The organism is Shewanella cyperi, assembly GCF_017354985.1.
In the GTDB taxonomy this organism is placed as follows: Bacteria; Pseudomonadota; Gammaproteobacteria; order Enterobacterales; family Shewanellaceae; genus Shewanella; species Shewanella cyperi.
This window is the reverse complement of the sequence record NZ_CP071501.1, coordinates 1,702,493-1,729,104: the sequence shown is the minus strand read 5'-3', so window position 1 is coordinate 1,729,104 and position 26,612 is coordinate 1,702,493. Positions and strand designations below refer to the sequence as shown.

Annotated in this window: 28 protein-coding genes; 12 read left to right on the top strand and 16 right to left on the bottom strand. The window is 56.5% G+C overall.

The features are described from left to right. The 4 genes from tolR to JYB84_RS07340 all read right to left on the bottom strand — a co-directional run bounded on the left by tolR (position 1) and on the right by JYB84_RS07340 (position 3,094). Entirely contained in the window at positions 1-438 is a 438-nt protein-coding gene (gene tolR / locus JYB84_RS07355) for a protein TolR (protein WP_207322771.1), read from the bottom strand. Then, the gene (gene tolQ, locus JYB84_RS07350) at positions 435-1,124 is read right to left on the bottom strand and encodes a protein TolQ (protein WP_207322770.1); all 690 of its coding nucleotides are present in this window, start codon (positions 1,122-1,124) and stop codon (positions 435-437) included. The genes tolR and tolQ overlap by 4 nt, the downstream gene beginning before the upstream one ends. Further along, complete coding sequence (ybgC, locus tag JYB84_RS07345) at positions 1,114-1,515, bottom strand: tol-pal system-associated acyl-CoA thioesterase (RefSeq protein WP_228289712.1); 402 nt, start codon at positions 1,513-1,515, stop codon at positions 1,114-1,116. The genes tolQ and ybgC overlap by 11 nt, the downstream gene beginning before the upstream one ends. A gap of 709 nt (positions 1,516-2,224) precedes the next feature. Beyond that, entirely contained in the window at positions 2,225-3,094 is an 870-nt protein-coding gene (locus JYB84_RS07340) for a flagellar protein MotY (RefSeq protein ID WP_207322768.1), read from the bottom strand. Between the two features lie 142 nt (positions 3,095-3,236). Here JYB84_RS07340 and rnt point away from each other — a divergent pair, with 142 nt between their 5' ends. Further along, positions 3,237-3,929 (top strand): ribonuclease T, encoded by a 693-nt coding sequence (rnt, locus tag JYB84_RS07335; RefSeq protein WP_207322767.1) that lies wholly within the window; start codon positions 3,237-3,239, stop codon positions 3,927-3,929. Positions 3,930-3,985: 56 nt separating this feature from the next. On the opposite strand, the gene JYB84_RS07330 is transcribed toward rnt, so the two are convergent. After that, on the bottom strand, positions 3,986-4,591 hold the full coding sequence (locus JYB84_RS07330; RefSeq protein ID WP_207322766.1) for a peroxiredoxin: 606 nt from the start codon (positions 4,589-4,591) through the stop codon (positions 3,986-3,988). A gap of 285 nt (positions 4,592-4,876) precedes the next feature. On the opposite strand from JYB84_RS07330, the gene JYB84_RS07325 reads away from it, so the two are divergent. Next, entirely contained in the window at positions 4,877-6,202 is a 1,326-nt protein-coding gene (locus JYB84_RS07325; protein ID WP_207322765.1) for a Na+/H+ antiporter family protein, read from the top strand. 83 nt (positions 6,203-6,285) lie between these two features. Here JYB84_RS07325 and JYB84_RS07320 read toward each other — a convergent pair whose 3' ends face one another. The 3 genes from JYB84_RS07320 to upp form a co-directional block, all read right to left on the bottom strand. Continuing rightward, complete coding sequence (locus JYB84_RS07320; protein WP_228290906.1) at positions 6,286-7,578, bottom strand: cytosine deaminase; 1,293 nt, start codon at positions 7,576-7,578, stop codon at positions 6,286-6,288. Positions 7,579-7,667: 89 nt separating this feature from the next. Continuing rightward, positions 7,668-9,236, bottom strand: a complete 1,569-nt coding sequence (locus tag JYB84_RS07315; protein ID WP_207322763.1) for a glutamate synthase-related protein — start codon at positions 9,234-9,236, stop codon at positions 7,668-7,670. Between the two features lie 185 nt (positions 9,237-9,421). After that, the gene (gene upp, locus JYB84_RS07310) at positions 9,422-10,048 is read right to left on the bottom strand and encodes a uracil phosphoribosyltransferase (protein WP_207322762.1); all 627 of its coding nucleotides are present in this window, start codon (positions 10,046-10,048) and stop codon (positions 9,422-9,424) included. Positions 10,049-10,286: 238 nt separating this feature from the next. On the opposite strand from upp, the gene purM reads away from it, so the two are divergent. The 5 genes from purM to asnB all read left to right on the top strand — a co-directional run bounded on the left by purM (position 10,287) and on the right by asnB (position 16,757). Beyond that, positions 10,287-11,324 (top strand): phosphoribosylformylglycinamidine cyclo-ligase, encoded by a 1,038-nt coding sequence (gene purM, locus JYB84_RS07305; protein WP_207322761.1) that lies wholly within the window; start codon positions 10,287-10,289, stop codon positions 11,322-11,324. Continuing rightward, positions 11,325-11,969, top strand: coding sequence for a phosphoribosylglycinamide formyltransferase (purN, locus tag JYB84_RS07300; RefSeq protein ID WP_207322760.1), 645 nt, complete (start codon positions 11,325-11,327; stop codon positions 11,967-11,969). A gap of 202 nt (positions 11,970-12,171) precedes the next feature. Beyond that, positions 12,172-12,918: an HAD-IIA family hydrolase gene (locus JYB84_RS07295; protein WP_207322759.1), complete on the top strand. Its 747-nt coding sequence runs from the start codon at positions 12,172-12,174 to the stop codon at positions 12,916-12,918. A 158-nt stretch (positions 12,919-13,076) separates the two neighbouring features. Next, the gene (locus tag JYB84_RS07290; RefSeq protein WP_207322758.1) at positions 13,077-14,708 is read left to right on the top strand and encodes a M28 family metallopeptidase; all 1,632 of its coding nucleotides are present in this window, start codon (positions 13,077-13,079) and stop codon (positions 14,706-14,708) included. A gap of 384 nt (positions 14,709-15,092) precedes the next feature. Next, complete coding sequence (gene asnB / locus JYB84_RS07285) at positions 15,093-16,757, top strand: asparagine synthase B (protein ID WP_207322757.1); 1,665 nt, start codon at positions 15,093-15,095, stop codon at positions 16,755-16,757. A gap of 99 nt (positions 16,758-16,856) precedes the next feature. Here the strand turns inward: asnB and JYB84_RS07280 are convergent, their stop codons facing one another. From JYB84_RS07280 to JYB84_RS07260, 5 genes are all read right to left on the bottom strand, one after another. Further along, positions 16,857-17,057, bottom strand: coding sequence for a DUF1289 domain-containing protein (locus tag JYB84_RS07280; protein ID WP_207322756.1), 201 nt, complete (start codon positions 17,055-17,057; stop codon positions 16,857-16,859). A 30-nt stretch (positions 17,058-17,087) separates the two neighbouring features. Next, a complete protein-coding gene (locus JYB84_RS07275; RefSeq protein WP_207322755.1) occupies positions 17,088-17,432 on the bottom strand; it encodes a 5-carboxymethyl-2-hydroxymuconate Delta-isomerase in 345 nt (114 codons plus the stop codon). Positions 17,433-17,434: 2 nt separating this feature from the next. Beyond that, positions 17,435-17,785, bottom strand: a complete 351-nt coding sequence (locus JYB84_RS07270; RefSeq protein WP_207322754.1) for a VOC family protein — start codon at positions 17,783-17,785, stop codon at positions 17,435-17,437. 32 nt (positions 17,786-17,817) lie between these two features. Further along, entirely contained in the window at positions 17,818-18,522 is a 705-nt protein-coding gene (locus JYB84_RS07265) for a DUF445 domain-containing protein (RefSeq protein WP_207322753.1), read from the bottom strand. A 70-nt stretch (positions 18,523-18,592) separates the two neighbouring features. Then, the gene (locus JYB84_RS07260; RefSeq protein ID WP_207322752.1) at positions 18,593-19,021 is read right to left on the bottom strand and encodes a GNAT family N-acetyltransferase; all 429 of its coding nucleotides are present in this window, start codon (positions 19,019-19,021) and stop codon (positions 18,593-18,595) included. A 190-nt stretch (positions 19,022-19,211) separates the two neighbouring features. Between JYB84_RS07260 and JYB84_RS07255 the strand changes: the two genes are divergently transcribed. Then, the gene (locus JYB84_RS07255; RefSeq protein WP_207322751.1) at positions 19,212-19,589 is read left to right on the top strand and encodes a VOC family protein; all 378 of its coding nucleotides are present in this window, start codon (positions 19,212-19,214) and stop codon (positions 19,587-19,589) included. Between the two features lie 99 nt (positions 19,590-19,688). Here JYB84_RS07255 and JYB84_RS07250 read toward each other — a convergent pair whose 3' ends face one another. Further along, entirely contained in the window at positions 19,689-20,684 is a 996-nt protein-coding gene (locus JYB84_RS07250) for a 2Fe-2S iron-sulfur cluster-binding protein (protein ID WP_207322750.1), read from the bottom strand. Positions 20,685-20,894: 210 nt separating this feature from the next. Here JYB84_RS07250 and JYB84_RS07245 point away from each other — a divergent pair, with 210 nt between their 5' ends. Continuing rightward, positions 20,895-23,951, top strand: a complete 3,057-nt coding sequence (locus tag JYB84_RS07245; protein WP_207322749.1) for a DUF748 domain-containing protein — start codon at positions 20,895-20,897, stop codon at positions 23,949-23,951. A gap of 156 nt (positions 23,952-24,107) precedes the next feature. Next, positions 24,108-24,464 (top strand): glutaredoxin family protein, encoded by a 357-nt coding sequence (locus JYB84_RS07240; RefSeq protein ID WP_207322748.1) that lies wholly within the window; start codon positions 24,108-24,110, stop codon positions 24,462-24,464. Between the two features lie 134 nt (positions 24,465-24,598). On the opposite strand, the gene JYB84_RS07235 is transcribed toward JYB84_RS07240, so the two are convergent. Beyond that, a complete protein-coding gene (locus JYB84_RS07235; protein ID WP_207322747.1) occupies positions 24,599-25,288 on the bottom strand; it encodes a hypothetical protein in 690 nt (229 codons plus the stop codon). A gap of 90 nt (positions 25,289-25,378) precedes the next feature. On the opposite strand from JYB84_RS07235, the gene JYB84_RS07230 reads away from it, so the two are divergent. After that, positions 25,379-25,822, top strand: coding sequence for a hypothetical protein (locus JYB84_RS07230; protein WP_207322746.1), 444 nt, complete (start codon positions 25,379-25,381; stop codon positions 25,820-25,822). An 88-nt stretch (positions 25,823-25,910) separates the two neighbouring features. On the opposite strand, the gene yqfB is transcribed toward JYB84_RS07230, so the two are convergent. Then, positions 25,911-26,231, bottom strand: coding sequence for a N(4)-acetylcytidine aminohydrolase (gene yqfB, locus JYB84_RS07225; protein ID WP_207322745.1), 321 nt, complete (start codon positions 26,229-26,231; stop codon positions 25,911-25,913). Between the two features lie 187 nt (positions 26,232-26,418). Between yqfB and JYB84_RS07220 the strand changes: the two genes are divergently transcribed. Next, positions 26,419-26,610 (top strand): DUF2986 domain-containing protein, encoded by a 192-nt coding sequence (locus tag JYB84_RS07220; protein WP_207322744.1) that lies wholly within the window; start codon positions 26,419-26,421, stop codon positions 26,608-26,610. The last annotated feature ends 2 nt before the right edge of the window (positions 26,611-26,612 follow it).

Sequence of the window (26,612 nt, the reverse complement as noted above, 5' to 3'; positions counted from 1 at the left end):
TTATTTCTCTTTGGGTGAGTCTGTCATCAAGCCCACGGAAGGCACACCGGCGCCCTGAAGCGTGGTCATCAACTGGATCACCTTCTCGTAGGGAATGCTGCGATCGCCCTTGACCACCACAGGACGCTCTGGTTCAAGCTGGAGTATGGCAGCGACCCGCTCAGCCAAATCTTCCAGATCCAGTACCTCGTGATTGCTGGTACTGCCCACATCCAGGTAATAGTTGCCCTCGGCATCGATGGAAGCGATAACCGGCGGCTTGCTGTCGGATGGCAATGGTTCGGCACTGGCTGTGGGCAAGTCCACCTTGACGCCCTGGGTGACTATGGGGGCTGTCACCATAAAGATGATCAGCAACACCAACATCACGTCTATGTAAGGCACCACGTTAATCTCGGCCACGGGGCGGCGCCGCTTGCGCTGGTAGCCCTGCATCATGCCGATTCCTTCTCGCTGTAGGCCTGACGGTGCAAAATGCTGGAAAACTCTTCCATAAAGTTGGCGTAGCTGCCCTCAATTTTCTCCACCTGGGTCGAGAAGCGGTTATAGGCAATAACCGCAGGAATAGCAGCAAACAGACCCATGGCGGTAGCAATCAAAGCCTCCGCGATACCGGGTGCCACCATGGCCAGGGTGGCGTTTTCCACCGCACCCAGGGCGATAAAGGAGTTCATGATCCCCCACACTGTGCCGAACAGGCCGATATAGGGACTGGTGGAACCTATGGTCGCCAACAAGGGCAAATGGGTTTCCAGCTTTTCCAGCTCACGGGACAGGGTCACACGCATGGCACGGTAGCTGCCGTCCATCACGGCGCCGGGCACCTTGCCGCTCAGACGAGACAGGCGCGAATACTCCTTGAAACCGGCCACAAACATGGCTTCCATACCCGAGTTGTGCTCGGTACGGGCCGACAGTTCCTGATACAGACGGTTGAGGTCAACACCGGACCAGAACTTGTCTTCAAACTTGAGTGACTTGGCTCGGGCGGAGCTCAGCAGCGCACGGCGCTGCAATATGACGGCCCAGGACATCACGGATAAGCCGAGCAAGGCCAGCATCACCAATTTAACCAGCACACTGGCCTGAAGAAACAACCCTATAAAAGAAATATCAGCTTGCACCTTGGGTAAACTCCTGCGCTATGAATGGGGGAATGGCATGGGGACGCATTTTCGATAAGGCCACGCAGGCCACCAAAATGGTGCCTTCGCAGTAACAAACATCATCACCATCAACCAGTCGCTGATGAAACACCAGCGACGCCTTTTTCAACTCTATGACCCTGGTTTGCACCATAAGGTTCTGCTCAAATTTCGCGGCCTTACGAAAATCCAGCTCCGCACGCCGTACCACAAAGGCAATGTCATCCTGCAATAACGCGGTTTGACTGATCCCCAGGGATCTCAGCCATTCGGTGCGGGCCCGTTCAAAAAAATTGAGATAATTGGAGTGATACACCACGCCACCTGCGTCTGTATCTTCGTAATAGACTGAAATTGGCCAGTTAAACACGGGCAAAACCATTTTCCGGACATACAAAATTGAGCCCTACTATACCGATCCGCCGCCAGATTGTGAATGGCAGGTACAGCCCCCCATGCAAAGAAATAAAAGCAGCAAAATGGCCTGCGCCCCCTTGCCAGTCATATTGAATTATGCAGATGGGCTCGGGGTCATCGGCCTTCTCCCCAGGTAAAAGGCCACCTTAAGCCGGCTCTCGGACAGAACAGCACATAAAAAAGGCAAACGCCCGTTTTAGGAACGGCGCCATTCAAGATATGATTTTTTATGCCGAATAACTGAGTAAAACACCACAACATGCCGAACAACTAGGCGCAATGAGCCATTAGCCAGTTTATCTGATTAGTTTTACTAATGGATTAAGGCAATTTTTCTAGTTTGTCCGATAAGATGGTCAAGGCTAAAATGAGCGCGTTTTCAGGAAGTGCCCACCCAACGGGTATTGAAAACAAGAACACCTGAACCGGTGTCCATGACGTCGGTTCTATCCCTGGTTCTTATGCTTGACTTCCTTCCTTCAATTTGTTGATTGCAATGCATTATTTTTGCTGCCCGCTTGAAACCAAGCGGGCATTTTTTTATCTGTCGATTTTCACTGTCGTCACAACCTTTGCCACCCGACCTTATCCTCCGGGACAGACACTGCACTCAAAAAAAAAAGCACCGCTCAATGGCGGTGCTTTTTAAATTTATCTCTGTATTACATGGGCTTACTGATGCGGATGACAACGCGGCGGTTACGGGCCCGCTCATCCACCGAGTCGTTGGATGCCACGTGACGGCTTTCGCCGTGGCCCATGGTCATGATCCTGTCATCGGGAATGCCTTTTTCCAGGAAATAGCTCTTGATACTGTCGGCCCGCTGATCACTGACCTTCTTGTTGACCGTGCGACCACCGTAGCTGTCGGTGTAGGCATCAATCAGCACCAGTTGCACTTCGGGGTCATAACTCAGGTATTCCTGAATACGTGACAGTTGCTGTTTGGAAAAGCGACTCAGTTCGCTGCCACCGGACTCGAAGTTGAGCACGGTAAAGGAAATGTCTTCAAAGCTGTAGGGCAAGAGGTTTGCCAGACACGCCTTGAATTCATTGTACTTGCGCTTGAAGTTGGCGGAAGACAGGCCCACCGCCACCTTGCTTTCGTTATTGTACCAATCGGCATAATAAAAGGTGGGTTCCATGCCCCGCTCCAGTTCGGTCAGCATCGACCAGGCCGCCTTCTTTGGCACCTCGCCACTGAAGTACTTCTGGTACCTTAGCTCGGTAATGGGGTGGGAATTCACCCCGGGACGCCAGGCCGGTGCCCTGCTCATCAAGGTGGCCTTGGTGGCGGCATCGGGTTTGGACCACATATCGAGGCTGAAGGCCAGGTTCAGCTCCTTGCTGGCCTGACTGGTGAACACCGCCTTGCCATAGGCCGGAATATCATGTTCCAGGCGGCACATGATGGGGCTGGCAGCACTCAGACGCCATTGGGATTCATCCAGGTTAGCCACATAGTGGCGTAATTCCGCGCTTGCCATGGCGGGCATCAGCAAAGAAGACAACAAAAGAAGTTTTCGCCACATAGCCATTCTCATCCATTCCGGGTTACTTCTGTGGTATCGGCCATTTACTTGGGTTCTTTAGCTCAGTTTTACAGCAATCGGACATGACAGGCCCGATGGCATTTAGCATAATAGCGCCCTTGTTCATTTCCCTGGATTTCCGATGACCGACGCTAACAAGGCCAACCTGCTCAAGTACCGCTTCCGGGGCTATTTCCCGGTTGTCATAGACGTGGAAACCGCGGGTTTCAACGCCCAGACCGACGCCTTGCTGGAAATTGCCGTCACCCTGCTGAAAATGGATGCCGAAGGTAACCTGGTGCTGGATCACACCCTGCACTTCCATATCGAACCCTTCGAAGGTGCCAACCTGGAGCCCGCGGCCCTGGCCTTTAACGGCATAGATCCCACCAATCCATTGCGTGGCGCCGTCAGCGAGAAAGAAGCCCTGCTGGAAATCTTCAAGACGGTCAAAAAAGCCCAGAAGGCCGCAGATTGCCATCGATCCATTATCGTGGCCCACAACGCCGCTTTCGATCATGGTTTTGTCAGTAAGGCCATAGAACGCAACGACATCAAGCGCTCGCCGTTTCATCCCTTTGCCACTTTCGATACCGCCTGCCTGTCGGGCCTGGCCCTGGGGCACACAGTGCTGGCCAGGGCCTGCCAGATGGCGGGCATTCCGTTCGATAACCGCGAGGCCCACAGCGCCCTGTACGATACCGAGCGCACCGCCGAGCTGTTCTGCTATATAGTGAACCGCTGGAAGGCGCTGGGCGGCTGGCCTCTGGCTGCTCCGCTCGTCGACGACAATACCGACGAGAGTGCCGAAGACGAAGACAGCAGCGACACTTGATAGAAGACATAAAAAAAGCCGCCCATTGGGCGGCTTTTTTTATGCTCGACGGGCTATTACAGCTCTTCAGCATTCTCGGCCAGGTAAGCCGCAACGCCATCTGGGCTGGCGCTCATGCCTTTCTTGCCTTTTACCCAACCGGCTGGGCACACTTCGCCGTGCTCTTCATGGAACTGCAGCGCGTCAACCATACGCAGCATTTCGTCAACGTTACGACCCAGTGGCAGATCGTTCACTACCTGGTGACGTACCATGCCGTTCTTGTCGATCAGGAAAGAACCGCGGAAGGCCACACCGGCTTCTGGATGCTCAACATCGTAAGCTTTGCAGATGTCGTGCTTAACATCGGCAACCAGGGTGTATTGCACCTGGCCGATACCGCCCTTTTCTACCGGGGTGTTACGCCAGGCGTTATGGGTGAATTGAGAGTCGATGGATACACCGATCACTTCCACACCGCGCTTCTTGAACTCATCCATGCGGTGATCAAAGGCGATCAGCTCAGATGGGCACACGAAGGTGAAGTCCAGAGGATAGAAAAAGACTACGGCAGGCTTGCCCTTGATGGCTGCAGTCAGGTTAAAGCTGTCAACGATTTCGCCGGAACCCAGAACGGCCGCAGCGGTAAAGTCAGGGGCCGGACGGCCTACTAATACGCTCATTTGTTACCTCCATCTATGGATTGAGCTAGGGATAAAATGACAAATCCTTTCAGATATTCAGCATTATAAGTGCTGCCACGCGCCTTACAACCCATTTAGGATCAATATCACATTTTTGCAGCGTTCTACTGGACAGCGAGCCTGAACTTGGCCTTTGTGCTGCTACGGCAGCCGGAATAAGCCGCAATTGACCACCTATGCCGCAATCGAAAGCCTGATACTGGACAGTGGAGTCAAAGCCTGTCATCAATAGCCCTTCTGTTAATAGCCGGTATTGACCTTAACATGAATTCTGTTGTGATTGCCGTGTGCCTGATGCTGGGTTTGAGCCTGGCACGGGTTAATGTGGTTGTTGCCCTGACCCTGAGTGCCCTGGTGGCAGGTCTAATGGGCGGCATGACCCTGGACGCCACCATAGGTGCCTTCAACGATGGTTTGGGCGGTGGGGCGCAAATAGCCCTGAGCTATGCCCTGCTCGGTGCCTTTGCTGTGGCCCTGTCCCATTCGGGGCTGACTACCCTGATTTCCCGCACCGTGATAAGCCGCTTGGGACGAGATGCCAATGCCAAAGAACTGGCCTGGATGAGACGTCTGCTGTTGCTGGCGCTGGGAGCCATGGCCATATCCTCACAAAACCTGCTGCCCATCCACATCGCCTTTATTCCTATCCTGGTGCCGCCCTTATTGCACCTGATGTCCAAACTGCGTCTCGACCGGCGCCTGGTGGCCTGTGTGCTCACCTTTGGCCTGGTTACCACCTATATGGTGCTGCCGCTGGGCTTTGGCGGCATCTTCCTCAATGACATATTGCTGGCCAATCTCAATAGCAATGGTCTCAACGCCGTACGCGAACAGGTACCGGGGGCCATGATCATCCCGGCGCTCGGCATGGTGCTGGGACTGGCACTGGCGGTACTGGTGAGCTATCGCAAGCCCAGGGATTATCAGGAACAACAAATCCTGGCTGCAGAACCCGAGATAGCCACAGAACTGAATCGCCGCTCCATTATCACGGCCCTGCTGGCCATTGCCGCCACGTTGGCGGTGCAGCTTAAGACCGACTCGATGATTTTCGGCGCCCTGGTGGGCTTTATGATCTTCAGCTTCTCCGGCGCCCTCAAGCACGTTGGCGATCAGGACCTCTTCAGTCAGGGCGTGCGCATGATGGCCAGCATAGGTTTCATCATGATTGCGGCGGCGGGCTTTGCCGCAGTAGTGAAGCAAACCGGCGAAGTAGCAACCCTGATCAGCTCCCTGGGTGAACTCATAGGTGACAATAAGCCGCTGGCGGCCTTTTTAATGCTGTTGGTGGGGCTGCTGATCACCATGGGCATAGGCTCGTCCTTCTCCACCATTCCCATCATAGCCACCATCTACGTGCCCCTGGCCCTGTCCTTCGGTTTCTCGGTACCGGCCACCATAGCTTTGGTGGGCACGGCCGCCGCCCTGGGTGACGCCGGTTCGCCGGCATCGGACTCCACCCTGGGCCCCACCGCCGGACTTAACGCCGACGGCCAGCACGATCATATGCGTGACAGTGTGATCCCAACCTTTATTCACTACAATATCCCGCTGCTGATCTTCGGCTGGATAGCGGCCATGGTGCTTTAATCAAGCACTTCGCAGGCACAAAAAAAGCGCGGTTAGACCCGCGCTTTTTTATTGCTCCAGCCGGTTGGCGGAATGGATTCAACTCAGAGATTGGGTGGCAGTGGCTGGCTGAAGTCCACCCGCTCCTCACCTTCCAGAAACAGATGGGTACTGGCCGGCACTGTGCTGGCAATCAGCTTGCCACGGCGCACCGAGAAGCGTACCGGCACCTGACGGCGCAGGGCGTCGAAGCCATTTTTGGCCGGCAGTATGATAAGGTTGCCGCTGTTGCCTTCCTTAATGCCATAGTCGGAAAGGTTCAGGGTACGGGCGGAATGGCTGCCGATAAGCCTGAGTCCCTGATTGATATCCTCATAGCCCATCAGTTGGCATACGTGCAGCCCCATGTGCAGCACCTGCAACATATTGGCCGTGCCGAGCGGATACCAGGGGTCGAACACATCATCATGACCAAAACAGACGTTGATGCCGGCGGCCAGCATTTCCTTGACCCGGGTGATGCCGCGCCGCTTGGGGTAGTCGTCGAATCGGCCCTGCAGATGGATATTCACCAGCGGATTGGCGACAAAGTTAATGCCGGACATTTTCAATAAGCGGAACAGCCGCGAAGCATAGGCGCCGTTATAGGAGTGCATGGCCGTAGTGTGACTGGCGGTCACCTTCTCACCTATGCCATCCCGCAGCGCCAGCGCGGCCACGGTTTCCACAAACCGCGATTGCTCGTCGTCTATCTCATCGCAGTGAATATCCAGCAGGCGGTCGTATTTTTGCGCCAGTTCAAAAGCGAAATGCAGCGATTCCACTCCGTATTCACGGGTGAATTCAAAGTGTGGGATGGCGCCTATCACGTCTGCGCCAAGCTGCACCGCCTCTTCCAGCAATGCCTTGCCGTTGGGATAGGAGAGTATGCCCTCCTGGGGAAAGGCCACCAGCTGCAAGTCCACCCAGGGCGCCATTTCGCTGCGCACCTCCAGCATGGCCTTGAGGGCCACCAACTTGGGATCCGACACATCCACATGACTGCGCACATGCTGGACCCCGTTGGCAATCTGCCACTTGAGGGTGGCGATGGCACGGGCCTTCACATCTTCGGCAGACAATAGCGCCTTGCGCTCGGCCCAGCGCTCTATGCCTTCAAACAGGGTGCCCGACTGGTTCCAATTGGGCGAACCCGCGGTCTGGGTGGTGTCGAGATGAATATGGGGTTCACAGAATGGCGCCATGGCCAGCCCGCCCTCGCCGTCGAGCCGCTCGCCCCGGAAGTCCAACTTTTCCGTCAACGGCACTATGGCCTTGAAGCGGCCCGACTCGATAAGGATCTGCTTAAGCTCGCCGCCCTCTTCCAGTATCACATTGGTGATCAATAAGTCCTGCATGTCCCGCATCCCCCTGAGCTGAATCCTGAAATTTTCATAAACGCCAGTATGTTACAAACTGATAGCCCTGTACAGAAAGGCCACCGGCGTTATTCCCGGTTAAGCAGCGTGTAGCCGGCGTAGGTTACGCCGCTCAACAGGGCCATGTCCCTGTGCCAGGTGGCGAGATCATTGGGGTTAAAGCCTTTAAGGGCGCTGTGGCCACAGGCCCTGGCCATCACCTGCATCAGGGTCACGGAGGACTCCAGGAAACGCTGCAGCTGCTGCGCCGCCTGGGGCACGTTCAAACGCTTGCGCAGTTCGGGATCCTGGGTGGCAATGCCCGCCGGGCACAAGTTGGTGTTGCAGATCCTGGCGCCGACACAGCCTATGGCCTGCATGGCGCTGTTGGCCAGGGCCACCCCATCGGCCCCCAAGGCCAGGGCCTTGACGAAGTCCATCGGCACCCTTAAACCACCTGTGATGATAAGCGTCACCCGGCCGCTCATGCCCTGCTTGTCGAGGTAACGTCTCGCCCGCGCCAGGGCCGGAATGGTCGGCACACTGATATGATCGCGAAACATGGCCGGTGCCGCTCCGGTGCCTCCACCGCGACCGTCGAGAATGATGTAATCGGCCCCGGCATCCAGGGCAAACTGGATATCCTGCTCTATGTGATTGGCGCTGAGCTTAAAGCCAATGGGAATACCGCCGCTGATCTCCCTGACCCTGTCACCGAAGCGGCGGAAATCGGCGACAGTGACCAGATCTTTAAAGGTGGGCGGTGAGATGGCGTCCTGTCCCTCTGGAATACCACGCACCAGGGAAATTTTGCCGTGATTTTTTATTCCCGGCAGATGGCCGCCGGTCCCTGTCTTGGCCCCCTGGCCGCCCTTGAAGTGAAAGCTCTGCACCTTTTGCAGCAATTCTTCCCTGAAGCCGAACTTGGCACTGGCGAGTTCATAAAAATAGCGCGAATTGGCCGCCTGCTCTTCGGGCAACATGCCGCCCTCACCTGAACAAATGCCGGTACCGGCCAACTCGGCCCCCATGGCCATGGCGACCTTGGCTTCTTCCGACAGAGAGCCGAAACTCATGTCGGACACCAGCAGCGGCATCTTCAGCACCAGCGGCTTGCGGGCCTCGGGGCCAATCACCAGCTCGGTCGCCACGGGCACATCTTCCATCAGCGGCTTGGTGGCCATCTGGGCCACCATGATTTGCAACAGATCCCAGTGGGGCAATTGCTGCCTCGGCACGCCCATGGCGGTCATGGGGCCATGGCGGCCCACGCCCTCCAATCCGTCCCGCGCCAACTGGTGAATAAACTCCACCGTGGGCTCCTCCGCCGTGGCCCGGGCCTTGGGCGTCACGTTAGCTGCGACCTTACCGCCGGCGTTCGCTTCAAGGCCCGGTCCTTCCTTGCCCACCATGTCATCGTCAAACTGCTTGTGGGTGCCGTCGCAAAATGGCGCATTGCCTGTGTGCTTGCACTGGCACAGATAAGCTGTTTCGCTGGCCTTGGCCACAAAGCGCTTTGGCGTCAGGCCACTGCCGGCATGGGAGCCGTCACAAAAGGGCTGGCTGGCGGAGCGGCCGCAGACACAGAAAAGATATTCCTTACCGGCCTCGAGATTCACCTTGGCCGGCCTGTTGTTGGCGATTACGGGTTTGGTCATGGGCGGACTTCCAATGGCAACTGTCCACTCAAGTGTAGGCCCTTCTCCCTAAACGCCACTGAAATCTGTCCCTTGCGTGAAATCCCGAAGGAGCCCAAATGGGCGAGCAAGTCGATATGGGGGCAATAAAAAAGGCGCCCCGGGGCGCCTTTTTAAAATGCTTTACGGCTTACATTCTTGACAGCTTATTTAGTGCCGAAAATCTTGTCACCGGCATCACCAAGGCCCGGCAGAATATAGCCATGCTCGTTGAGGCACCTGTCGATGGCAGCGGTGTAAAGCTCCACATCCGGATGGGCCTTTTCCAGGGCGGCAATGCCTTCAGGAGCAGCTACCAGCACCAGGGCCTTGATTTGCTTGCAGCCGCGCTGCTTGAGCAAATCTATGGTGGCAATCATTGAGCCGCCGGTGGCCAGCATGGGATCAACAATCAGCGCCAGACGCTCGTCAACGTTGGAGCACAGCTTCTCGAAATAAGGTACTGGCTCCAGGGTTTCTTCGTTACGGTAGATGCCCACCACAGAGATGCGGGCGCTGGGGATATGCTCCAGCACGCCGTCCATCATGCCCAGACCCGCACGCAGGATAGGCACCACTGTCACCTTCTTGCCCTTGATTTGCTCCACTTCCACAGGACCATTCCAGCCTTCGATGGTCACCCTTTCGGTTTCCAGATCGGCGGTGGCTTCGTAGGTGAGCAAACTGCCCACTTCCGCTGCCAGTTCGCGGAAACGCTTGGTGCTGATATCAGCTTCGCGCATCAGTCCGATCTTGTGGCGCACCAGAGGATGCTTCACTTCGACAACTTTCATGTCATTCTCCTGCTTTTTTGACTCGTTTTAGGCAAATTTTCGGAATTTTAGTTTATTTGTTCTATAGGTAAAACAGAAAGTTTCACCATTACGGCAAATGACGTTCAATTCGTGACCCAGGTCGGAAACTCTCCCCGGAAAGACGCCTGATTGACCAAAACTTTCCTTTCGACCCCCTGCACAAGCTGCTAGAATACGCCCGCATAAAATCCATAACGATGTACCCGAGAGGATCTCCGTGAGCACTCCTACCCCACTGAGCTACAAAGACGCCGGTGTCGATATCGACGCAGGCAACGCACTGGTCAACAACATCAAATCCGCTGTAAAGCGTACCCGTCGCCCCGAAGTTATGGGCAACCTGGGTGGATTCGGTGCTCTGTGTGAACTGCCCACCAAGTACAAGCACCCAGTGTTGGTGTCCGGTACCGATGGCGTGGGTACCAAGCTGCGTCTGGCCATTGATTACAAAAAGCATGACACAGTCGGTATCGACCTGGTGGCCATGTGTGTCAACGACCTGATAGTACAGGGCGCCGAGCCACTGTTCTTCCTCGATTACTACGCCACCGGCAAGCTGGATGTGGAAATCGCTACCGCCGTGGTCAACGGCATTGGCGAAGGTTGCTTCCAGTCAGGTTGTGCCCTGATCGGTGGTGAAACCGCAGAAATGCCCGGCATGTACGAAGGTGAAGACTACGATCTGGCCGGCTTCTGCGTCGGTGTGGTTGAAAAAGAAGACATCATCGACGGCTCCAAGGTCAAGGCCGGTGACGCCCTGATCGCCCTGGCATCCAGCGGTCCACACTCCAACGGTTACTCACTGATCCGTAAGGTTCTGGAAGTGAGCAAGGCCGATCCGCAGCAGGATCTCAACGGCAAGCCGCTGATCCAGCATCTGCTGGAACCCACCAAAATTTATGTCAAATCGCTGCTGAAGCTGATTGAAGCGTCCGAGGTTCACGCCATGGCGCACATCACAGGCGGCGGTTTCTGGGAAAACATCCCCCGCGTACTGCCCGAAGATTGCAAGGCAGTGATCCAGGGTGACAGCTGGCAGTGGCCCGCAGTGTTCTCCTGGCTCCAGAATGCCGGCAACATTGAACAGTACGAAATGTACCGCACCTTCAACTGCGGCGTGGGCATGATTGTTGCCCTGCCAGCAGACAAGGTAAATGCGGCCCTCGCCCTGCTCAACGCCGAAGGTGAGCAAGCCTGGCACATTGGTGCCATCGCTGCCCGCAACGGTGACGAAGAGCAAGTGGAGATAGTGTAAATGGCTGCAAGCTGTCGTGTAGTGGTATTGATTTCAGGCAATGGCAGCAACCTGCAGGCCATCATTGACGCCTGTCAGGACAAGCAGCATGCCGAGGTGGTCGCTGTTATCAGCAACAAGCCAGAGGCCTATGGCCTTATTCGCGCCCACCATGCCCAAATCGATACCAGCTGCGTCATTGCCCAAAAGGGTGAAAAGCGCGCCGACTACGATGAGCGCCTCGCCGCCATCATAGACAGCTATCAGCCGGACCTTATCGTGCTGGCCGGCTTTATGCGGATCCTGTCCGACGGTTTTGTAGAGCGCTACCTGGGTCGTATGCTTAACATTCACCCCTCGCTGCTGCCCAAATTCACCGGTCTGGATACCCATCAGCGTGCCATCGAGGCCGGTGAAACCGAGCACGGTGCCAGCGTGCACTTTGTGATCCCTGAGCTGGACGCAGGTCCGGTTATCCTGCAGGCCAAGGTGCCCGTCTACGAAGACGACACCCCAGAGCTGCTGGCCGAGCGGGTTCACGAACAGGAACACGCCATCTATCCTTTGGTGGTGAAGTGGTTTGCCAATGGCCGGCTGGCCATGAAGGGCGGCAAGGCCTGGCTCGATGGCAACGCCATCGGTCCCATGGGCTACGCGCCGGACTGATAACTCACTCCCGTCCATCTGGATGAATTAAAAAGCGGCTGCGGCCGCTTTTTTTATGTCTGACACTTTTTGCTGCTTTTGTTACGCCCGCCCCGCTTTTCTTGCTTTGCCATTGATAACTCACGCACTTTGACGCTAGGCTGTATTCCATGATCCGAGCCACAAATACCCCAGCCCCCAGGCTATAAATCAGGACGTTGCAATGAAGAATATTATCTGTGATATCGATGGTGTATTGCTGCACGATAACAAGCTGGTACCAGGCAGCGACCGCTTTATTCACCGCATTCTTGAGCAGGGTAATCCCTTGGTGATCCTCACCAACTACCCGGTGCAGACGGGCAAGGATCTGCAAAACCGCCTCGGCGCCGCCGGGATCCAGGTGCCGGAGGAGTGCTTCTATACCGCCGCCATGGCCACCGCCGATTTTCTCAAACACCAGGAGGGCAGCAAGGCCTTTGTCATTGGCGAAGGCGCCCTGACCCACGAACTGTACAAGGCCGGTTTTACCATTACCGACATCAATCCGGACTTTGTCATCGTCGGTGAGACCCGCTCCTACAACTGGGACATGATCCACAAGGCCGCCCGCTTTATCGCCGACGGCGCCCGCTTTATCGCCACCAATCCGGACACCCATGGCCCGGCGTACAGCCCCGCCTGCGGCGCCCTGTGTGCGCCCATTGAGCGGATCACCGGCAAGATGCCCTTTTATGTCGGTAAACCCAGCAGCTGGATAGTGCGCTCGGCGCTGAATCACATCAACGGCCACTCGGACAATACCGTCATCATAGGCGACAACATGCGCACCGATATTCTGGCGGGCTTCCAGGCGGGGCTGGAGACCATATTGGTCACCAGCGGCGTCAGCAAGCTGGAGGATATTGAGCGGGAGCCATTCAGGCCCAACCATGTGTTTGCCTGCGCAGGTGACATTGACGTGGTTTAGCTGAGCGTTGCCGCCGAACAGAGCTGTAACAAATTCGGAAACAAAAAGTCACACAAAAGTGGCCGTTTGCCTTGTACTGGGCAGGCGGCCTTTGTCATTATGGGGCCGCTTCAACCCTACAAGCGTTAATTAAAAAACTATAAGAAAGCAGGAACCCAATGAAACCTTTGTTACCTCTCACCCTGCTGGCACTGCTCAGTGCATGCAGCAATGCCGGCAATCAGGAGGCCTCAACCGGGCCGCAATTTAACGAGGCGCGTTACCGAAACGACATCAAGGTACTGGCATCGGACGAGTTCGAGGGCCGGGCCCCCACCACCAAGGGCGAAAAACTGACCCTGGATTACCTGGTCACCGCCTTCAAGGCCATGGGACTCAAGGGCGCCAACCAGGGCAGCTTCCTGCAAAGCGTGCCCATGGTGACCTACAGCGCCAGCGAAAACCAAAGCGTCAGCCTCGCCGGACTCCAGGCAAGCTATCGCAAGGACATAGTGCTCGGCAGTCGCCACGATAACGGCGGGGTCGACATCAAGGATGCGCCGCTGGTGTTCGTCGGTTACGGCGTCAAGGCACCTGAATACGATTGGGATGACTATGCCGGTCTCGACATGAAAGGCAAGATAGCCGTGATCCTGGTCAACGACCCGGGTTTTGCCGCGCCGGACTCGGGCAAATTCAACGGCAAGGCCATGACCTACTACGGCCGTTGGAGCTACAAGTTTGAAGAGGCCAGCCGTCAGGGGGCGCTGGGCGCCATTATAATCCACGACACAGAGCCGGCCTCCTACCCCTGGTCTGTGGTGGAAAACAGCTGGACCGGTCCCCAACAGGATCTGGTGCTTGCCAAGGCCGAGCGCGATGCCAGGGTGCAGGTGGAAGGCTGGATGACGCTGGATTTTGCCAACAAGCTGTTTACGCAGCAGGGGCAGGATCTCACCGCCCTGATGCAGCAGGCCGCCAAGGCGCCAACCCAGGTCGCACTGGCCGGCAAGGCCAATATCCAGTTTGCCAATGAGGCCAGCTACAGCGACAGCTATAACCTGGTCGCCACCCTGCCCGGCACAGATGCCGCCAATGAGCACATTCTCTTTACCGCCCATTGGGATCACATAGGCAAGGACGAGACCAAAGAGGGAGACCAGATCTATAACGGCGCCCTCGACAATGCCTCGGGTACCGCCGCCATAGTGGAAATCGCCCGCCAGTTTGCCCGCGAAGCCGCCATGGGTCACAAGCTGCGCCGGTCACTGACCTTTGTCGCCACCACGGGTGAAGAGCAAGGCTTGTTGGGATCCCGTTATTATGCCGCCAATCCCCTGTTCCCACTGAAAGACACCATTGCCGTGCTCAACATGGACAGCACCAATGTCTATGGCCGTACCAAGGATTTCACCATAGTGGGCAAAGGTCAGTCGCAGCTGGAAACTTATCTGATTGAGGCCGCCACCCGTCAGGGCCGCAAGGCTGTGGGCGACCGAAATCCTGCCTCAGGCGGTTTCTTCCGCTCCGACCATTTCAGTTTTGCCAAGTACGGGGTCCCTGCGGTGTTCGCCGGGGGCGGTGATGAACCTGTGGATCAGGTCACCGCAGATTACAAGGAGCAGATGAAGCTGAAGATGAAGGGCTGCTACCACAACGTCTGTGACCATTATCGTGAAGACTGGGATCTGAGTGGCGCGTTGGAAGACATGGCGGTGTTCTATGGCACAGCCAGGGCGCTGGCCGACTCCAGCGACAGACCGGGTTATCTCAAGGGCAGTGAATTCCACAGCCTCAGACCCGCCAGCTGAGTCAGAAGCTGAGCCATAAAAACAGCGCAGCCTCCGGGCTGCGTTTTTTTGGGCGACGATATTTGGGCGATGATGTTCCATCAAAATGCCGGCTGCAACAGGGTAAAAATCAATCAACCACGGTTATTTTTAGCAAACATGCATTTTTTCACCAATCCAATGGAGAAAAAACAATGCCCAGCCATATTGCGACACGCCAAATGGTCTTTCATCATCTTTATCGCTCTTTTATTGTAGTTTATTTATTTTAATTGGCATTTCACGGCTGATATATTCACGCAAATCCGTCATAAATACGATTTTTCATTAATTTTAAGTTTGGCATTCCCGGCAAATGCTGGCACAGTGTGCCCATAGCATCATTGTCGATTCGGGAGTCTCAGCATGTGTTCCATCTTCTCTATTCTGGATATTCAGGGCGATGCCAAGGCCCTCAGGCAAACGGCGCTGGAAATGTCCAAGCTGTTGCGCCACCGCGGCCCTGACTGGTCAGGGATCTACGCCGATGATCAGGCGATACTGGCACACGAACGCCTGGCAATTGTCGATATAGAACACGGGGCCCAACCACTGTTAAGCGAGGATGGCAGTCTGGTGCTGGCGGTCAACGGCGAGATCTACAACCACAGGGAACTCAAGGCCGAGCTGGGTGACAAGTACAGCTATCAAACCAACAGTGACTGCGAGGTGATCCTGGCCCTGTACCAGGAATACGGTGTTGAATTTCTCGATAAACTCAACGGCATCTTCGCCTTTGTGCTCTATGACAAGGCCAGGGGCAGTTACCTGATTGGGCGCGATCACATGGGGATCATTCCCCTGTACACAGGCCACGACGCCGCCGGTAACTTCTATGTGGCCTCGGAAATGAAGGCCCTGATACCCGTTTGCCGCCAGGTGGCCACTTTCCCTCCCGGCCATTTCCACTGCTCGGTTCAAGGTCAGCCCCAATGTTATTACCAAAGGGATTGGCGCGATTATCAGGCCGTGGCCGAAAACAGTGCCGACATCGACGAGCTGCGTCAGGCGCTGGAAGCAGCGGTCAAGCGCCAGCTGATGTCGGATGTGCCCTACGGCGTGCTGCTGTCCGGTGGTCTGGATTCCTCCATTGTCTCGGCCATCACCCAGACCTTCGCCAAGAAGCGTATCGAGGACAACAGCCAGAGCGACGCCTGGTGGCCTCAGCTGCACTCCTTTGCCGTGGGATTGAAGGGCGCACCGGATCTGGCCGCCTCCCGCAAGGTCGCCGATGCCATAGGCACAATACATCACGAGATTAACTTCACCTTCCAGGAAGGCCTGGATGCCATCAAGGAAGTGATCTATCACCTGGAAACCTATGATGTCACCACCATCAGGGCCGCGACCCCCATGTACCTGATGGCGCGCAAAATCAAGGCCATGGGGATCAAGATGGTGCTCTCCGGCGAAGGGGCCGACGAACTCTTCGGTGGCTATCTCTACTTCCACAAGGCGCCGAACGCCCAGGCCTTCCACGAGGAGCTGGTGCGCAAGCTCGACAAGCTGCACCTGTACGATTGCCTGCGGGCCAACAAGGCCATGGCGGCCTGGGGACTGGAGGCCAGGGTGCCCTTCCTCGACAAGGAATTTATGGACGTGGCCATGCGCCTCAACCCCCAGGCCAAGATGTCGGGCAAGGGCAAGATTGAAAAGCATATTCTTAGGCAGGCATTCGAGCACAAGCTGCCGGCCGAGGTAGCCTGGCGCCAGAAGGAGCAGTTCAGTGACGGTGTCGGCTACAGCTGGATTGATGGCCTGAAAGAGCATGCCGCCTCTGTGGTGGACGATCTGCAGCTGGCCAACGCCCGCTTCCGCTTCCCCCACAACACACCGGACACCAAGGAAGCCTATTTCTACCGCAGCTTCTTTGAAGAGCTGTTCCCGCTGGAGTCGGCGGCACTGACGGTGCCCGGCGGCAAGAGTGTGGCCTGCTCCACCCCCGAGGCGCTTGCCTGGGATGCCAGTCTGCAGGGGATCATCGACCCCTCAGGACGTGCGGTGCGCTCGGTGCACAGCCAGAGTTATTGACGGCCCTGTACAACTGACCACTGCTAAATAGCAAAAGAGCACACCAAGGTGTGCTCTTTTTCATGGTTAAGCCATTTAAAACTTTGCAGAAGCTGCCAATCAGTAATCCTGCAGCGGCTGTGCCAGCTGGCGCTTCGCGAGCCGCGATTGGGCCCGCTCCAGAATAGCTTGCTGCTCGGCCAGGTCCGCGTGGTGCCAGCGCAGCACTTCTTCCAGGGTACGACCACAGCCCAGGCACACATCGGCCTCGTCGAGGCAGCAGTTGCGCACACAGGGAGAAGGCAAGGATTGGCGATTCATTTGGGCCTCACTATTAGCAGGTGCTCAGCATCAGGGGCGCAGTCGCTTGAAATAGGCGCTTTGCACCAGTTCCACCACTTCCATGGTCAGGCTGTTGCAATCACCAAGCCAGGGCGCAAGCGCCTCGTCCATGGCCTGCAACAGCGCCTGCTTTTGCCCTTCACTGCGCCCGGGCATGATGGCAATGCTGATATGGACAAAGCTGCCGTCTTGCTCCCCCAGCCTGAAATGCTCCAGTTTAATGGCGCGGCTCTTGACCGAGGCGGGCTCAAACAGGCCACAGCTCAGCATGACGCCGTGGGCGGCATCGGTCAGCGCGGTAACCTGGTCTGCGGCCAGGGCATTGGCCGAATATTCAATGACGCAATGGGGCATGCTTACTCCGACCAGACGGCAAATTCATTGCCGCTGGGATCCGTGAAATGAAAGCGGCGACCGCCGGGGAAGGAAAAGACCGGCTTGATTATCTCGCCACCTTTGGCAACGACGCTGGCCTCGGTGACCTCAAGGTCGGCACTGTAAATCACCAGCAAGGGACAGCCCCTTTGGGTATTGAAGTCGGCCTCGGCACGGAAGAAACCGCCGTCTATGCCGGCGTCGAGAACGCAGCTGTAGTCCGGGCCATAGTCCTGAAACTGCCAGCCGAATACGGCGCTGAAAAAGCCTTTTGTGGCTTCAAGATCCCGGGCAGGAAGCTCCAGGTAATTGATACTGTGATGTTTTGCCATACTGATTCCCTGTTGACTGGCTTTTTATCAGCTTACGCCTGCAACAGTCCGGCCACAAGGCCAATGAGGCCACCAAACACCCCGCCCCAGACCACCAGCCAACCCAGGTGCTCACGGATCATCTGCTGCACCAGGGTCTTGACCAACTCGGGCGTCAGCTCGTTGAGCCTGCTCTGGACTATCTGCTCCACCTGGGCCTTGAGATCCTTGAGCATGTCCGGCCGCTCCAGCTCGGCCTTCAGCAAGCCATGGAACTCCTCGGAGCCGGATATGGCCACCAGGGAAGCCTTCATCTTCTCTTCAAAGGGCTCTTTCATGGGCATCAGCGCCTCGGTGCCACCGAACATGGCGAGCATGCCGCCAAATGAGGATTGGGCCACGGTAGCCACCAGGGCATCGAAGGCCGGCCCCAGGTCGATTTGCTCGATAACACCTGAGAGGTCGAGCGCCCTGTCGCCGGCATTACTGCTCAGAAAGCGGTCGATATTCTCGTCGGTGAAGAACTGCTCCATCATCAGGTTGCGGATGGCGGCCTTGAAGTCCTCAAAGCGGGCCGGGATCACCCCTGAGCCGTAAAGGCCGGGTACCTTCTCGAACAGCATGTGCACCGCCAATTCATTGGTGACGGCGCCCGAGAGGGAAAACAGACCGACGGACAACAGCAGGGGCTGATGGGCCACCAGGCCTCCGGCGGTCATGGCGGCGGCCAGGCCATTGGTTAACAAGCTCTTGTTCAATGGAATACTCCTGCAGGAATTCGCTGAAATGGCGGCATTTTAGCAAAATTCAGGCACGAGTCGAGCCGGGTCAGACGGGTCCCATCAGCTCATAGACGGTGCGATCGCCGCTGTGCTCATCGAGCACCACCGAGGTGCTGGCGCTGACATGGGTGCGGCGCACGGCCATCACTTCGGCCTCCAGGGCCAATTCCTGGGCCTTTTGGATCAATCGCTTGTCTATGCCCTGCTCCCGATAGGCCGGCGTGACATAGAGATCGTCAAAATACCATAATGGTTTCAGCAGGATAGATGAAAAAGAGGGGTAAAGTTGGATAAAGCCGACGGCGTTGTTTTCGTCCAGGGCGAGGAAAATCACCGAATCGTTTTCCCGCAGGCGGGCCCCAAGGAACTCGCGGGCGGCCAGGGGATCCGAGGCTTGTCCGAGACTTTGACGATAGGCGTTAAACAGGGGAACCAGATTATCGAGATCGATAGCCGAAGCCAAACGTATCTGCATACTTCATCCTTGAATTAATACTACGACCATGGGCAGTGCCCTCATGTGTCATTCAGTGAATAGACGGAATTATTTTGTTGTTATTGCGCAACATTAACATATTTTTGACGGTGGTAAAGTGCTATTTTACAACCACATGCGGGCGTAAAGGCTACACTTGATCTTACCCTTGGAAAGAGTGGAAAACCCAATGAATTCGCCCTTTACCACTCCGGGAGCCCTGGGTTGGCACGAACTCGCCAGCCGGGATCCCAGGCAGTCCATGAGCTTCTACAGTCAAGTTTTTGGCTGGCAATTCAAAACCATCAAATTGCAGGATGGTCCCTATCACATCATAGAAATTCACGGTGAGGCCATAGGGGGTATTGCCCCCGACAAAGGTACGGGACCTGCCCGCTGGACCGGCTATATCACTGTGGAAGATGTGGACGAAGTGGCCGCCAACGCCTGCCGCCTCGGTGGCAAACTGCTCCATGGGCCGCAAGACATAGCCGGTATAGGCCGCTTTTGCTGGCTTGAGGATCCCCAGGGAGCTGTGATTGCCGCCATCAGCTACCTCAAGGACTAATATCTCAAGTACCAAGAGCCATCAGCGTCCCCAAGAGCTAAGAGCCATCAGCTAACCCAAGGGCAAAGGGCCATCAGGTACCCCAAAGACTGAGTGCTTTCAGCGCGGGCTGCGGCGCAGATCCCGGTATTCAAAGCCCATCACATGGATACGGTCCATGGGCAAGGCAGCAAGAAACGCCATCTCACGGACGGCAGCCACCATGGCCGGTTCCCCCAGAATAAACAACCTCTGATGGCGCTCCAGACTGTGGCGTGCCGGCACAATATCCTGGGGTTCGGCCAGGATAACTCTGTTGTTGTCTATCCTGTCGGCCTCGCTGCGACTGCTGATCAGTGCCTGATAGTGCAACTCCCGCCGCTCCAGCATCCGCCGGAGCAGTTCCCGGTGCAGATAGAGATCCTCCAGATTGCGACCATGGTGGTAGAGGTAAATCTTGCCCCTGTGGCCCGAAGCCATGGCCTCCTCCACTATGGCTGCCGCCGGCCCTATACCTGTGCCACCGGCCACCACTATCAATTCATCCTCAACGAATTCGGCACGGTAGCAGCACTCACCCCAGGGCTGACTGAGCTGCAATTGCTCTCCCACTTTGGCCTCGTGAAACAGCCAGTGGCTGAGTTTGCCATTGTGTTTGCGCCTTATGTGCAGGGTCAGGGTCTCGGCGTTTTCACGACTGGCAATGCCATAGGTACGGCTGAACATGCCGGGTACCAGCAGGCTTAAACATTGACCGGCCCGAAAATGCAGGGGGGTGCCGGGTTTGAGCACCAGCCGCACCACCGAGTCGGTGAGCCATTGCTTGTCGACTATGACCGCAGCCTGGTAAAAGGCATGGTCGAGGCTGGCCAGCACCAGTTTATCCCTGGCCGGGCATTGGCAGGCCAACACCAGCCCAGCCTGTTTCAATCCCGCTTCCAAGCCGCGTTGAGCCTGTCTGGGTATGGGGCCGGCCTTGTGTTGCAACAAGCAACTGCGGCACTGGCCCTTGGTGCAGGAATAATTCACTTTGGCGCCGTGGCGCCTGAGGGCAGCCAACACTGTCTCACCGGGCAGTGCGTTAAAATTGCTGTCATCGAGGATAAAACGTGTCATTGCCTGGAGCTTGTCCCTTGGATACCGACGGGTGCTGATGTCAGCCACAAGATGAAAGCCCAAATGGTTAATGTCAAGAAAAGAGATTGTTTTAATTGAGTTTGTGCCGAGTAATTGCACTGCATTAAACACAAATAAGCTAGGTAAATTACCGGGCTATTGGTTACACTTAGACTCTGGAACCCGCTTGTCTTATCAAGGTTTTTGATAATGTTTTCCCCCGTAAAATCCCTGTGGCAGCGCTTTATAAAGCTGCCACGCAGTCTGCGTATCGCCGGCTATTTGCTGTCTGGCTATCTGGTTTATGCTGCCCTCCTGGGGCTGGCACTGCCTGCACTGCTCGGTGCCATGCTACCCGGTAAGCTGAGCGACCTCACAGGCCGCCCGGTCAGCCTCACCCAGCTAAGCATTAACCCGTTCACACTCGAATTGGAGGCCCGGGAATTTGCCCTGGCCGAATCCGACGGCAGCCCCTTCACAGGGTTTGAGCGTCTCGGACTCAACTTTTCCCTGTGGCAAAGCATCTTCAATGGCGCCCCCACCCTGGCAAATCTGGAACTGGATGGACCTTTTGGTCATTTGCTGCAACGGGCCGACGGCAGCTTTAACTTCAGCTCCCTGCTGCCAACCAATGATGCCCCCCCCACAGACACAGCGCCAGCGGCGATGCCCGCCTTCGTTATCGACAGGCTGCGACTTGGCCGCGGCCAATTCAGTGTGACGGATCAGCTCCACGGTATTGATTTGCACTATCCGGACATCAATTTCAGCCTGATGGCTCTGGACAGCCGGGCCGCCCTGGCCGATATCGAACATAACCGCTTTGAACTGCATCTGGCGGACGACAACCAGGGGCAGTTTTCTTTGAATGGCCATTTTGACCTGAATCAACCCGGGGCCGAGGTTGAATTCCAACTCGCCAATCAATCATTGCTGAAATTCTGGCCGGCCCTGGAAGGCAAGCTGTTGCTTGAACCCCAAAGTGCGCGCCTGAGCCTGGGAGGTAAACTGACCCTGGCGCTGGGTACCGATGCCAAACCCGAAGTGGAATTCAGCAAGGGCCGGATGGTGTTGTCCGATGTGGCGCTCAAGCCCGCAGACGGCGAGCCCCTGAGCCTTGCCAGCCTGGCGCTGGACGGTATCCGGATGTCCCTGACCCGTAAGCAAGCCACTGCCGAACTGCTGGCCATCGACGGTCTCAAGCTCGCCACCGCGTTCGATAAACAAGGCCTGGGGCTGCAAAGATTGTGGCAATCACAGGCGCCAGAGACGACAGAACAAGTTGGCGACACAGTAGCGGCTGCCGCCACAGAAGCACAGGCGCCACAGTCGGCGATAGAACCCGATGCGAACAACGCCTGGACGGCGCGCCTTGACCGGTTTGAACTGGGCAACAGCGAGCTGCTTGTCCATGAGTCCACCCGTTCGGATAAGGTTGTGGATTGGCGCATCAGCGATATCCAGCTGGAGACAGGTGCCCTTGGCAGCGATCTGACTCAGGCCGTAACCCTGGCCGCATCCCTGAACCTGGGGCGCAATGACAAACCCGAGCAGGCGGCATTGAACCTTAACGCCACAGTGCACCCGGACAGTCGCCAGGCCGAAGGGCAACTGCAGTTGGCCGGGCTGGATCTGAGTCAGTTTGCCCCTTACCTGGAGCCCTTGGTGCAGTTGGATCTGCAGCAGGGAATATTGGGGATCGCTGGTCAATTCAAGCTCAATGGTGAAGGACAGCTGCGGTTTGAAGGTAACTCGACGCTGACACAGTTGGCAGTGCTGGATACCCGGGCTAAGGTACCCTTGCTGAAATGGCAAAAACTCGACGTTGCCGGGCTGCAAATCGATCTGGCGACCAACAGTATCGAGATTGCCTCGCTGGACCTGTTTGAGCCCTATGGCCGCATCATAATTCACGAAGACAGAACCACCAATATCAGCGATCTTCTGGTGAAGGCGCCCGAGTCCCAGGGCACGGAAACCACAGCACCCAAGCCAGCCAAGGCAAGCACTGAGGCAGAGCCTGCAAGGCCCATGGCCATCAGCATAGCCGAGATCAATATCCATCAGGGCTCGGCCTTCTTCGCCGACAACTCACTGACACCCCACTTTGCCTCGGGTATTGAGCTGCTGGAGGGCAAGATAAGCCAGCTGTCGAGCGATCCCAAGGTGCGCTCGAGCATTGATATCCAGGGCAAGGTGGACAGATACGCCCCCGTGGTACTCAAGGGCGAGATGAATCCCTTGCTGGAGAAGCCCTATCTGGACCTCGACCTGTCGTTCCGCAACGTGGAGCTGACCTCGGTCAATCCCTACTCCGGCACCTATGCCGGTTACTACATAGACAGGGGCCAACTGACGCTGGAGCTCAACTATAAGCTCGACAACAACCGCCTGGTGGGCAGCAACCATGTGGTGGTGGATCAACTCAAGCTGGGCGAGCCCAGCCACAGCGATCTCGCCACCTCCCTGCCCGTGACCCTGGCCATCGCCCTGTTGCAGGACAGCAATGGGGTGATAGATCTCGGGCTTGAGGTTAAGGGCGAACTGGATGACCCCAGCTTCAGCATCGGCGGTATAGTGCTCAAGGCCTTTACCAATCTGATCACCAAAGCGGTCACGGCCCCCTTCTCGCTGCTGGCGGCGCTGGTGGGCTCTGACGAGGAATTGGACAGCCTGGCCTTTGCCCCCGGCATGGCAAACCTTGGTGATGCCCAAACCGGTAAGCTGGGTGCCCTGACCAAGGCCCTGACCGCAAGGCCGGCACTCAAGATCACCCTCGAAGGCCAGGTGGATCCCAAGCTTGACGGCCCGGCACTGGCCGAACTGGCCCTGCGACAGGATTTGCAAGCTATGGCAGGCGATGCTGAGCTGCCGGAAGCCCTTGGCGCCAATGCCTGGCCCGTGGATGGCCCCCTGGCCGATGCCCTTGTTAGTCGCTTTGACAACCAGAACAATCAGGGGGCGGCCCAGCTCAAGGCCGACATAGCCGCCAAGCTGGCCACCGAAGCCGAATTTGCCAACGCGCCGGATGCCCTGTCCGAGGAAACCAACAAGCGTTGGCACATCGCCCTCTACAATCTGCAGCACAAGGCCATGCCACGCTCGGACGACAGTTTGGGGGCACTGGCACAGCAAAGGGCGCAGGCGGTCAAGGCAGCTCTGGTGGAACAATTCCAGCTGGCACCGGAGCGAATATTCCTCAAGGAAAGTCGCATCAAGCTGGCCAAGGATGGCGCCAGGGTCACTTTGGAGCTGGGCGCAGACTAAAGACTGAATTGGGCGCTGAGTGAAGCGCTCTATTGAATCAGAAATATTGAAACCAGACTCTTGAAACCAGAAAGCGCCTTGTAATAGTCCCCCATTCGGATACACTGCCACCGGCCCAGATGGGCCGGTTTTTTATGTGTAATTAAAGGAATTTCTATGGCAATCATTCGTTGGCTGCTCGGACGGCTCATTCTGCTGTTCGATGCCCTTTTCAGCCCCAGGGCACCCAAGCGCGCCCCCGAGCAGCAGGCCCAGCTCGATGAGCAAACCAAGCCGCTGGCGCTCTACCAGTACGCTGCCTGTCCGTTTTGCGTCAAGGTGCGCCGCGCCATGAAACGCCAGGGGCTGAACATAGCCCTGGTGGATGCCAAACAAGCCGAACATAAACAACTGTTGCAACAGCAAGGCGGCAAAGTACAGGTGCCCTGCCTGCGCATTGAGGATGCGGGCGAAACGCGCTGGCTGTATGAGTCAGGGGAGATTATCCAATTCCTGCAACAGCGCTATGCCTGAGCCAAAACAACAAAAGGCCCGACAATGTCGGGCCTTTTGTTGATGCCGGGAATTGGGCTCTGCCTTCTCATGCTTCTACAGACTGTCTATTTTTTCCACAGGCCATTTCTTCCATAGACTATTTCTTCCATAGACTATTTATTCCACAAATAGACTCGGTCCGAGTAATCCGCCAGCCATTCCGGTTTATAGACCACCAGCAGGGTCACCGCCATGCCATTGAGCAAGGCCTCGGGAAAGGCCAGCAAGGGCGCCAACTGCCAGTAATTGTCCCAGATCACCCCGACCTGATAGTCCCGGCCCCACCACAACCAAAGTCCCCATAGCAGCTCATGGCTGAGTTGTGACAGACCGGCGTTGATAAAGGCACCACAAAAAATAAACACAAACAAATGCTTGGGAAGAATGTGGAAACAACGATTGTAAAATACGAAGGCGATAAACAGCGGCCACCAGAACCCCAGCAACATCAGGGCGCCGAGCTCCGCCGGTGACTTGAGCACCAGCAGACAATAGAAGCTTGCCGGCAAGAGCAATAGCACTGAAGCCAGACGCCAGCCCAACATCAACATCAGGGTCACCAGGGCCAGGAAATGCAGCTGCATCGCCGGCTGCACGCTGGCGTGCATCAACCACAACGCGGTTACGGCCAGCAGCGCCACCAGGGTGCGCCGCTGTGCCGCCCTGTCTCCCAGCCAAAGACGTAACTCGACCGCGGGCCAGATCAGCCAAAGCCAGAATGCCGCAGCGCACCAGGCAAGCAACATGGCACCATTGAGCTGCCAATGAATACCGCTGAGGGTCTGTTGCCAAAATTCCACCATGGGAGAGGGTTCCAATCTGTGGCCTAAGCCATTACTCTTGCTTTTGAATTATCATGCAATCCAGCGCTCTCACCCAAGGAAATTGTGCCTGTGAAAGTCAAATCCCTGTTTATCCTCGCCATTCTGCCAGTGTTGCTGCAAGGCTGCGCCAAAGGCAAAGGTCTGCCGGAGCGCAATGATGCCCTGATTGGCAAGGTCAGGGATAAATTCGAGCAGGATATCCGCGCCAATGGTCTGAAACTCTTCACCTACAGCCTGATGCGCAGTGGCGGGGAAACTCAAAACGCCCCGATAAGACCTGCGCAACAGCATCCACAGCAAAAAACAGGGCGCCAAGATCAGGACAACACGTTGGAGCAATGGGAGCAGCAGGTTGAACTGGGCCTGGCCAACACCCTGAAAATGAACGGCTATTGCCGCGATGGCTATATAGAGATCAGCCGCCTGGTGGAAAGTGACAGGGCCGAGATCCGCGGCGAATGCAAGGAAGGCGCCAGCGAAGAAGACAGGCGCCACTTTACATCACAGCGCTGAAGGACATCGCAAGGCTGAAGGACATCTCAAGGCTGAAGGGCATCACAAGGCTGAAAGGTTTAACAAGCTTGAGCCAGGCTGAGCCGGTTCAGCCCTTGAGCAATTCAAAGCGTATCAGATACAGCTGTTCCAACCCGGGATAAATCTCACCAATCAAAAGCTTAAGCTCGGGCAGTGACATGTTTTCCGCCCGGGCATGCTCCTCATCCAATTCAGAAAACGCCAGCGGCGTGACCGCCAGAATGCGGATATCGCAAAACCAACGCCCCTGTTCAAAGGTAACGACCGGCAGCTCCTGTCCCGGCACCAGACCCGACTCAGACTCGTCCCGCATTGTGATGGTCTTGCGGCCGCTGAGAATATCCGCTTCGAAGCGTTCGAAAAAGGAAATGGATGACATGGGCGTCATGGTATTACTCCTGAGAAATCAAGGCTTACCTGTATACCCAAGTGCCGGGTACTTGACCAGAACAACAGGGTAACGACGGCAATTTTCGCGAGCGGGCGCCCAAAAAGTCGCCCCGGCGGCCGCTTTGGGGTAGAATGCCGCCTCTTTTTGGCCGCCATGGGCGCGGCCCGCACAGTAGATCGATACCATGAACAAGAGACAAGCCATCATCAAAAAACTGGCCAAGCGTGCCAAAGCCAGGGACAACAAGAAAGAAAAGCCCAAGGTCGGTGCCAAGGAGCGTTACATCTCCAAGGCTGAACGCGCCACGCTGGAAGCCGCCGAAGCAGCACAAAACCAGGCTGAAGCCGCGTCGAGCGAACACGCGCCCGACGCCTGAGC

Coding starts and splice junctions, on each gene's coding strand:
- JYB84_RS07275 (WP_207322755.1), bottom strand. CDS start 17,432: ATGCCCCATTGCGTCATTGAATATTCGGCCAATGCCCTGGCCGCAGAC.
- JYB84_RS07280 (WP_207322756.1), bottom strand. CDS start 17,057: ATGAATCGCCAATCCTTGCCTTCTCCCTGTGTGCGCAACTGCTGCCTC.
- JYB84_RS07295 (WP_207322759.1), top strand. CDS start 12,172: ATGAAGAATATTATCTGTGATATCGATGGTGTATTGCTGCACGATAAC.
- JYB84_RS07235 (WP_207322747.1), bottom strand. CDS start 25,288: ATGGTGGAATTTTGGCAACAGACCCTCAGCGGTATTCATTGGCAGCTC.
- JYB84_RS07250 (WP_207322750.1), bottom strand. CDS start 20,684: ATGACACGTTTTATCCTCGATGACAGCAATTTTAACGCACTGCCCGGT.
- JYB84_RS07260 (WP_207322752.1), bottom strand. CDS start 19,021: ATGCAGATACGTTTGGCTTCGGCTATCGATCTCGATAATCTGGTTCCC.
- JYB84_RS07325 (WP_207322765.1), top strand. CDS start 4,877: ATGAATTCTGTTGTGATTGCCGTGTGCCTGATGCTGGGTTTGAGCCTG.
- upp (WP_207322762.1), bottom strand. CDS start 10,048: ATGAAAGTTGTCGAAGTGAAGCATCCTCTGGTGCGCCACAAGATCGGA.
- JYB84_RS07340 (WP_207322768.1), bottom strand. CDS start 3,094: ATGTGGCGAAAACTTCTTTTGTTGTCTTCTTTGCTGATGCCCGCCATG.
- JYB84_RS07330 (WP_207322766.1), bottom strand. CDS start 4,591: ATGAGCGTATTAGTAGGCCGTCCGGCCCCTGACTTTACCGCTGCGGCC.
- JYB84_RS07240 (WP_207322748.1), top strand. CDS start 24,108: ATGGCAATCATTCGTTGGCTGCTCGGACGGCTCATTCTGCTGTTCGAT.
- JYB84_RS07270 (WP_207322754.1), bottom strand. CDS start 17,785: ATGGCAAAACATCACAGTATCAATTACCTGGAGCTTCCTGCCCGGGAT.
- JYB84_RS07315 (WP_207322763.1), bottom strand. CDS start 9,236: ATGACCAAACCCGTAATCGCCAACAACAGGCCGGCCAAGGTGAATCTC.
- rnt (WP_207322767.1), top strand. CDS start 3,237: ATGACCGACGCTAACAAGGCCAACCTGCTCAAGTACCGCTTCCGGGGC.
- yqfB (WP_207322745.1), bottom strand. CDS start 26,231: ATGACGCCCATGTCATCCATTTCCTTTTTCGAACGCTTCGAAGCGGAT.
- JYB84_RS07245 (WP_207322749.1), top strand. CDS start 20,895: ATGTTTTCCCCCGTAAAATCCCTGTGGCAGCGCTTTATAAAGCTGCCA.
- tolR (WP_207322771.1), bottom strand. CDS start 438: ATGATGCAGGGCTACCAGCGCAAGCGGCGCCGCCCCGTGGCCGAGATT.
- purN (WP_207322760.1), top strand. CDS start 11,325: ATGGCTGCAAGCTGTCGTGTAGTGGTATTGATTTCAGGCAATGGCAGC.
- JYB84_RS07290 (WP_207322758.1), top strand. CDS start 13,077: ATGAAACCTTTGTTACCTCTCACCCTGCTGGCACTGCTCAGTGCATGC.
- JYB84_RS07255 (WP_207322751.1), top strand. CDS start 19,212: ATGAATTCGCCCTTTACCACTCCGGGAGCCCTGGGTTGGCACGAACTC.
- asnB (WP_207322757.1), top strand. CDS start 15,093: ATGTGTTCCATCTTCTCTATTCTGGATATTCAGGGCGATGCCAAGGCC.
- JYB84_RS07220 (WP_207322744.1), top strand. CDS start 26,419: ATGAACAAGAGACAAGCCATCATCAAAAAACTGGCCAAGCGTGCCAAA.
- JYB84_RS07320 (WP_228290906.1), bottom strand. CDS start 7,578: ATGCAGGACTTATTGATCACCAATGTGATACTGGAAGAGGGCGGCGAG.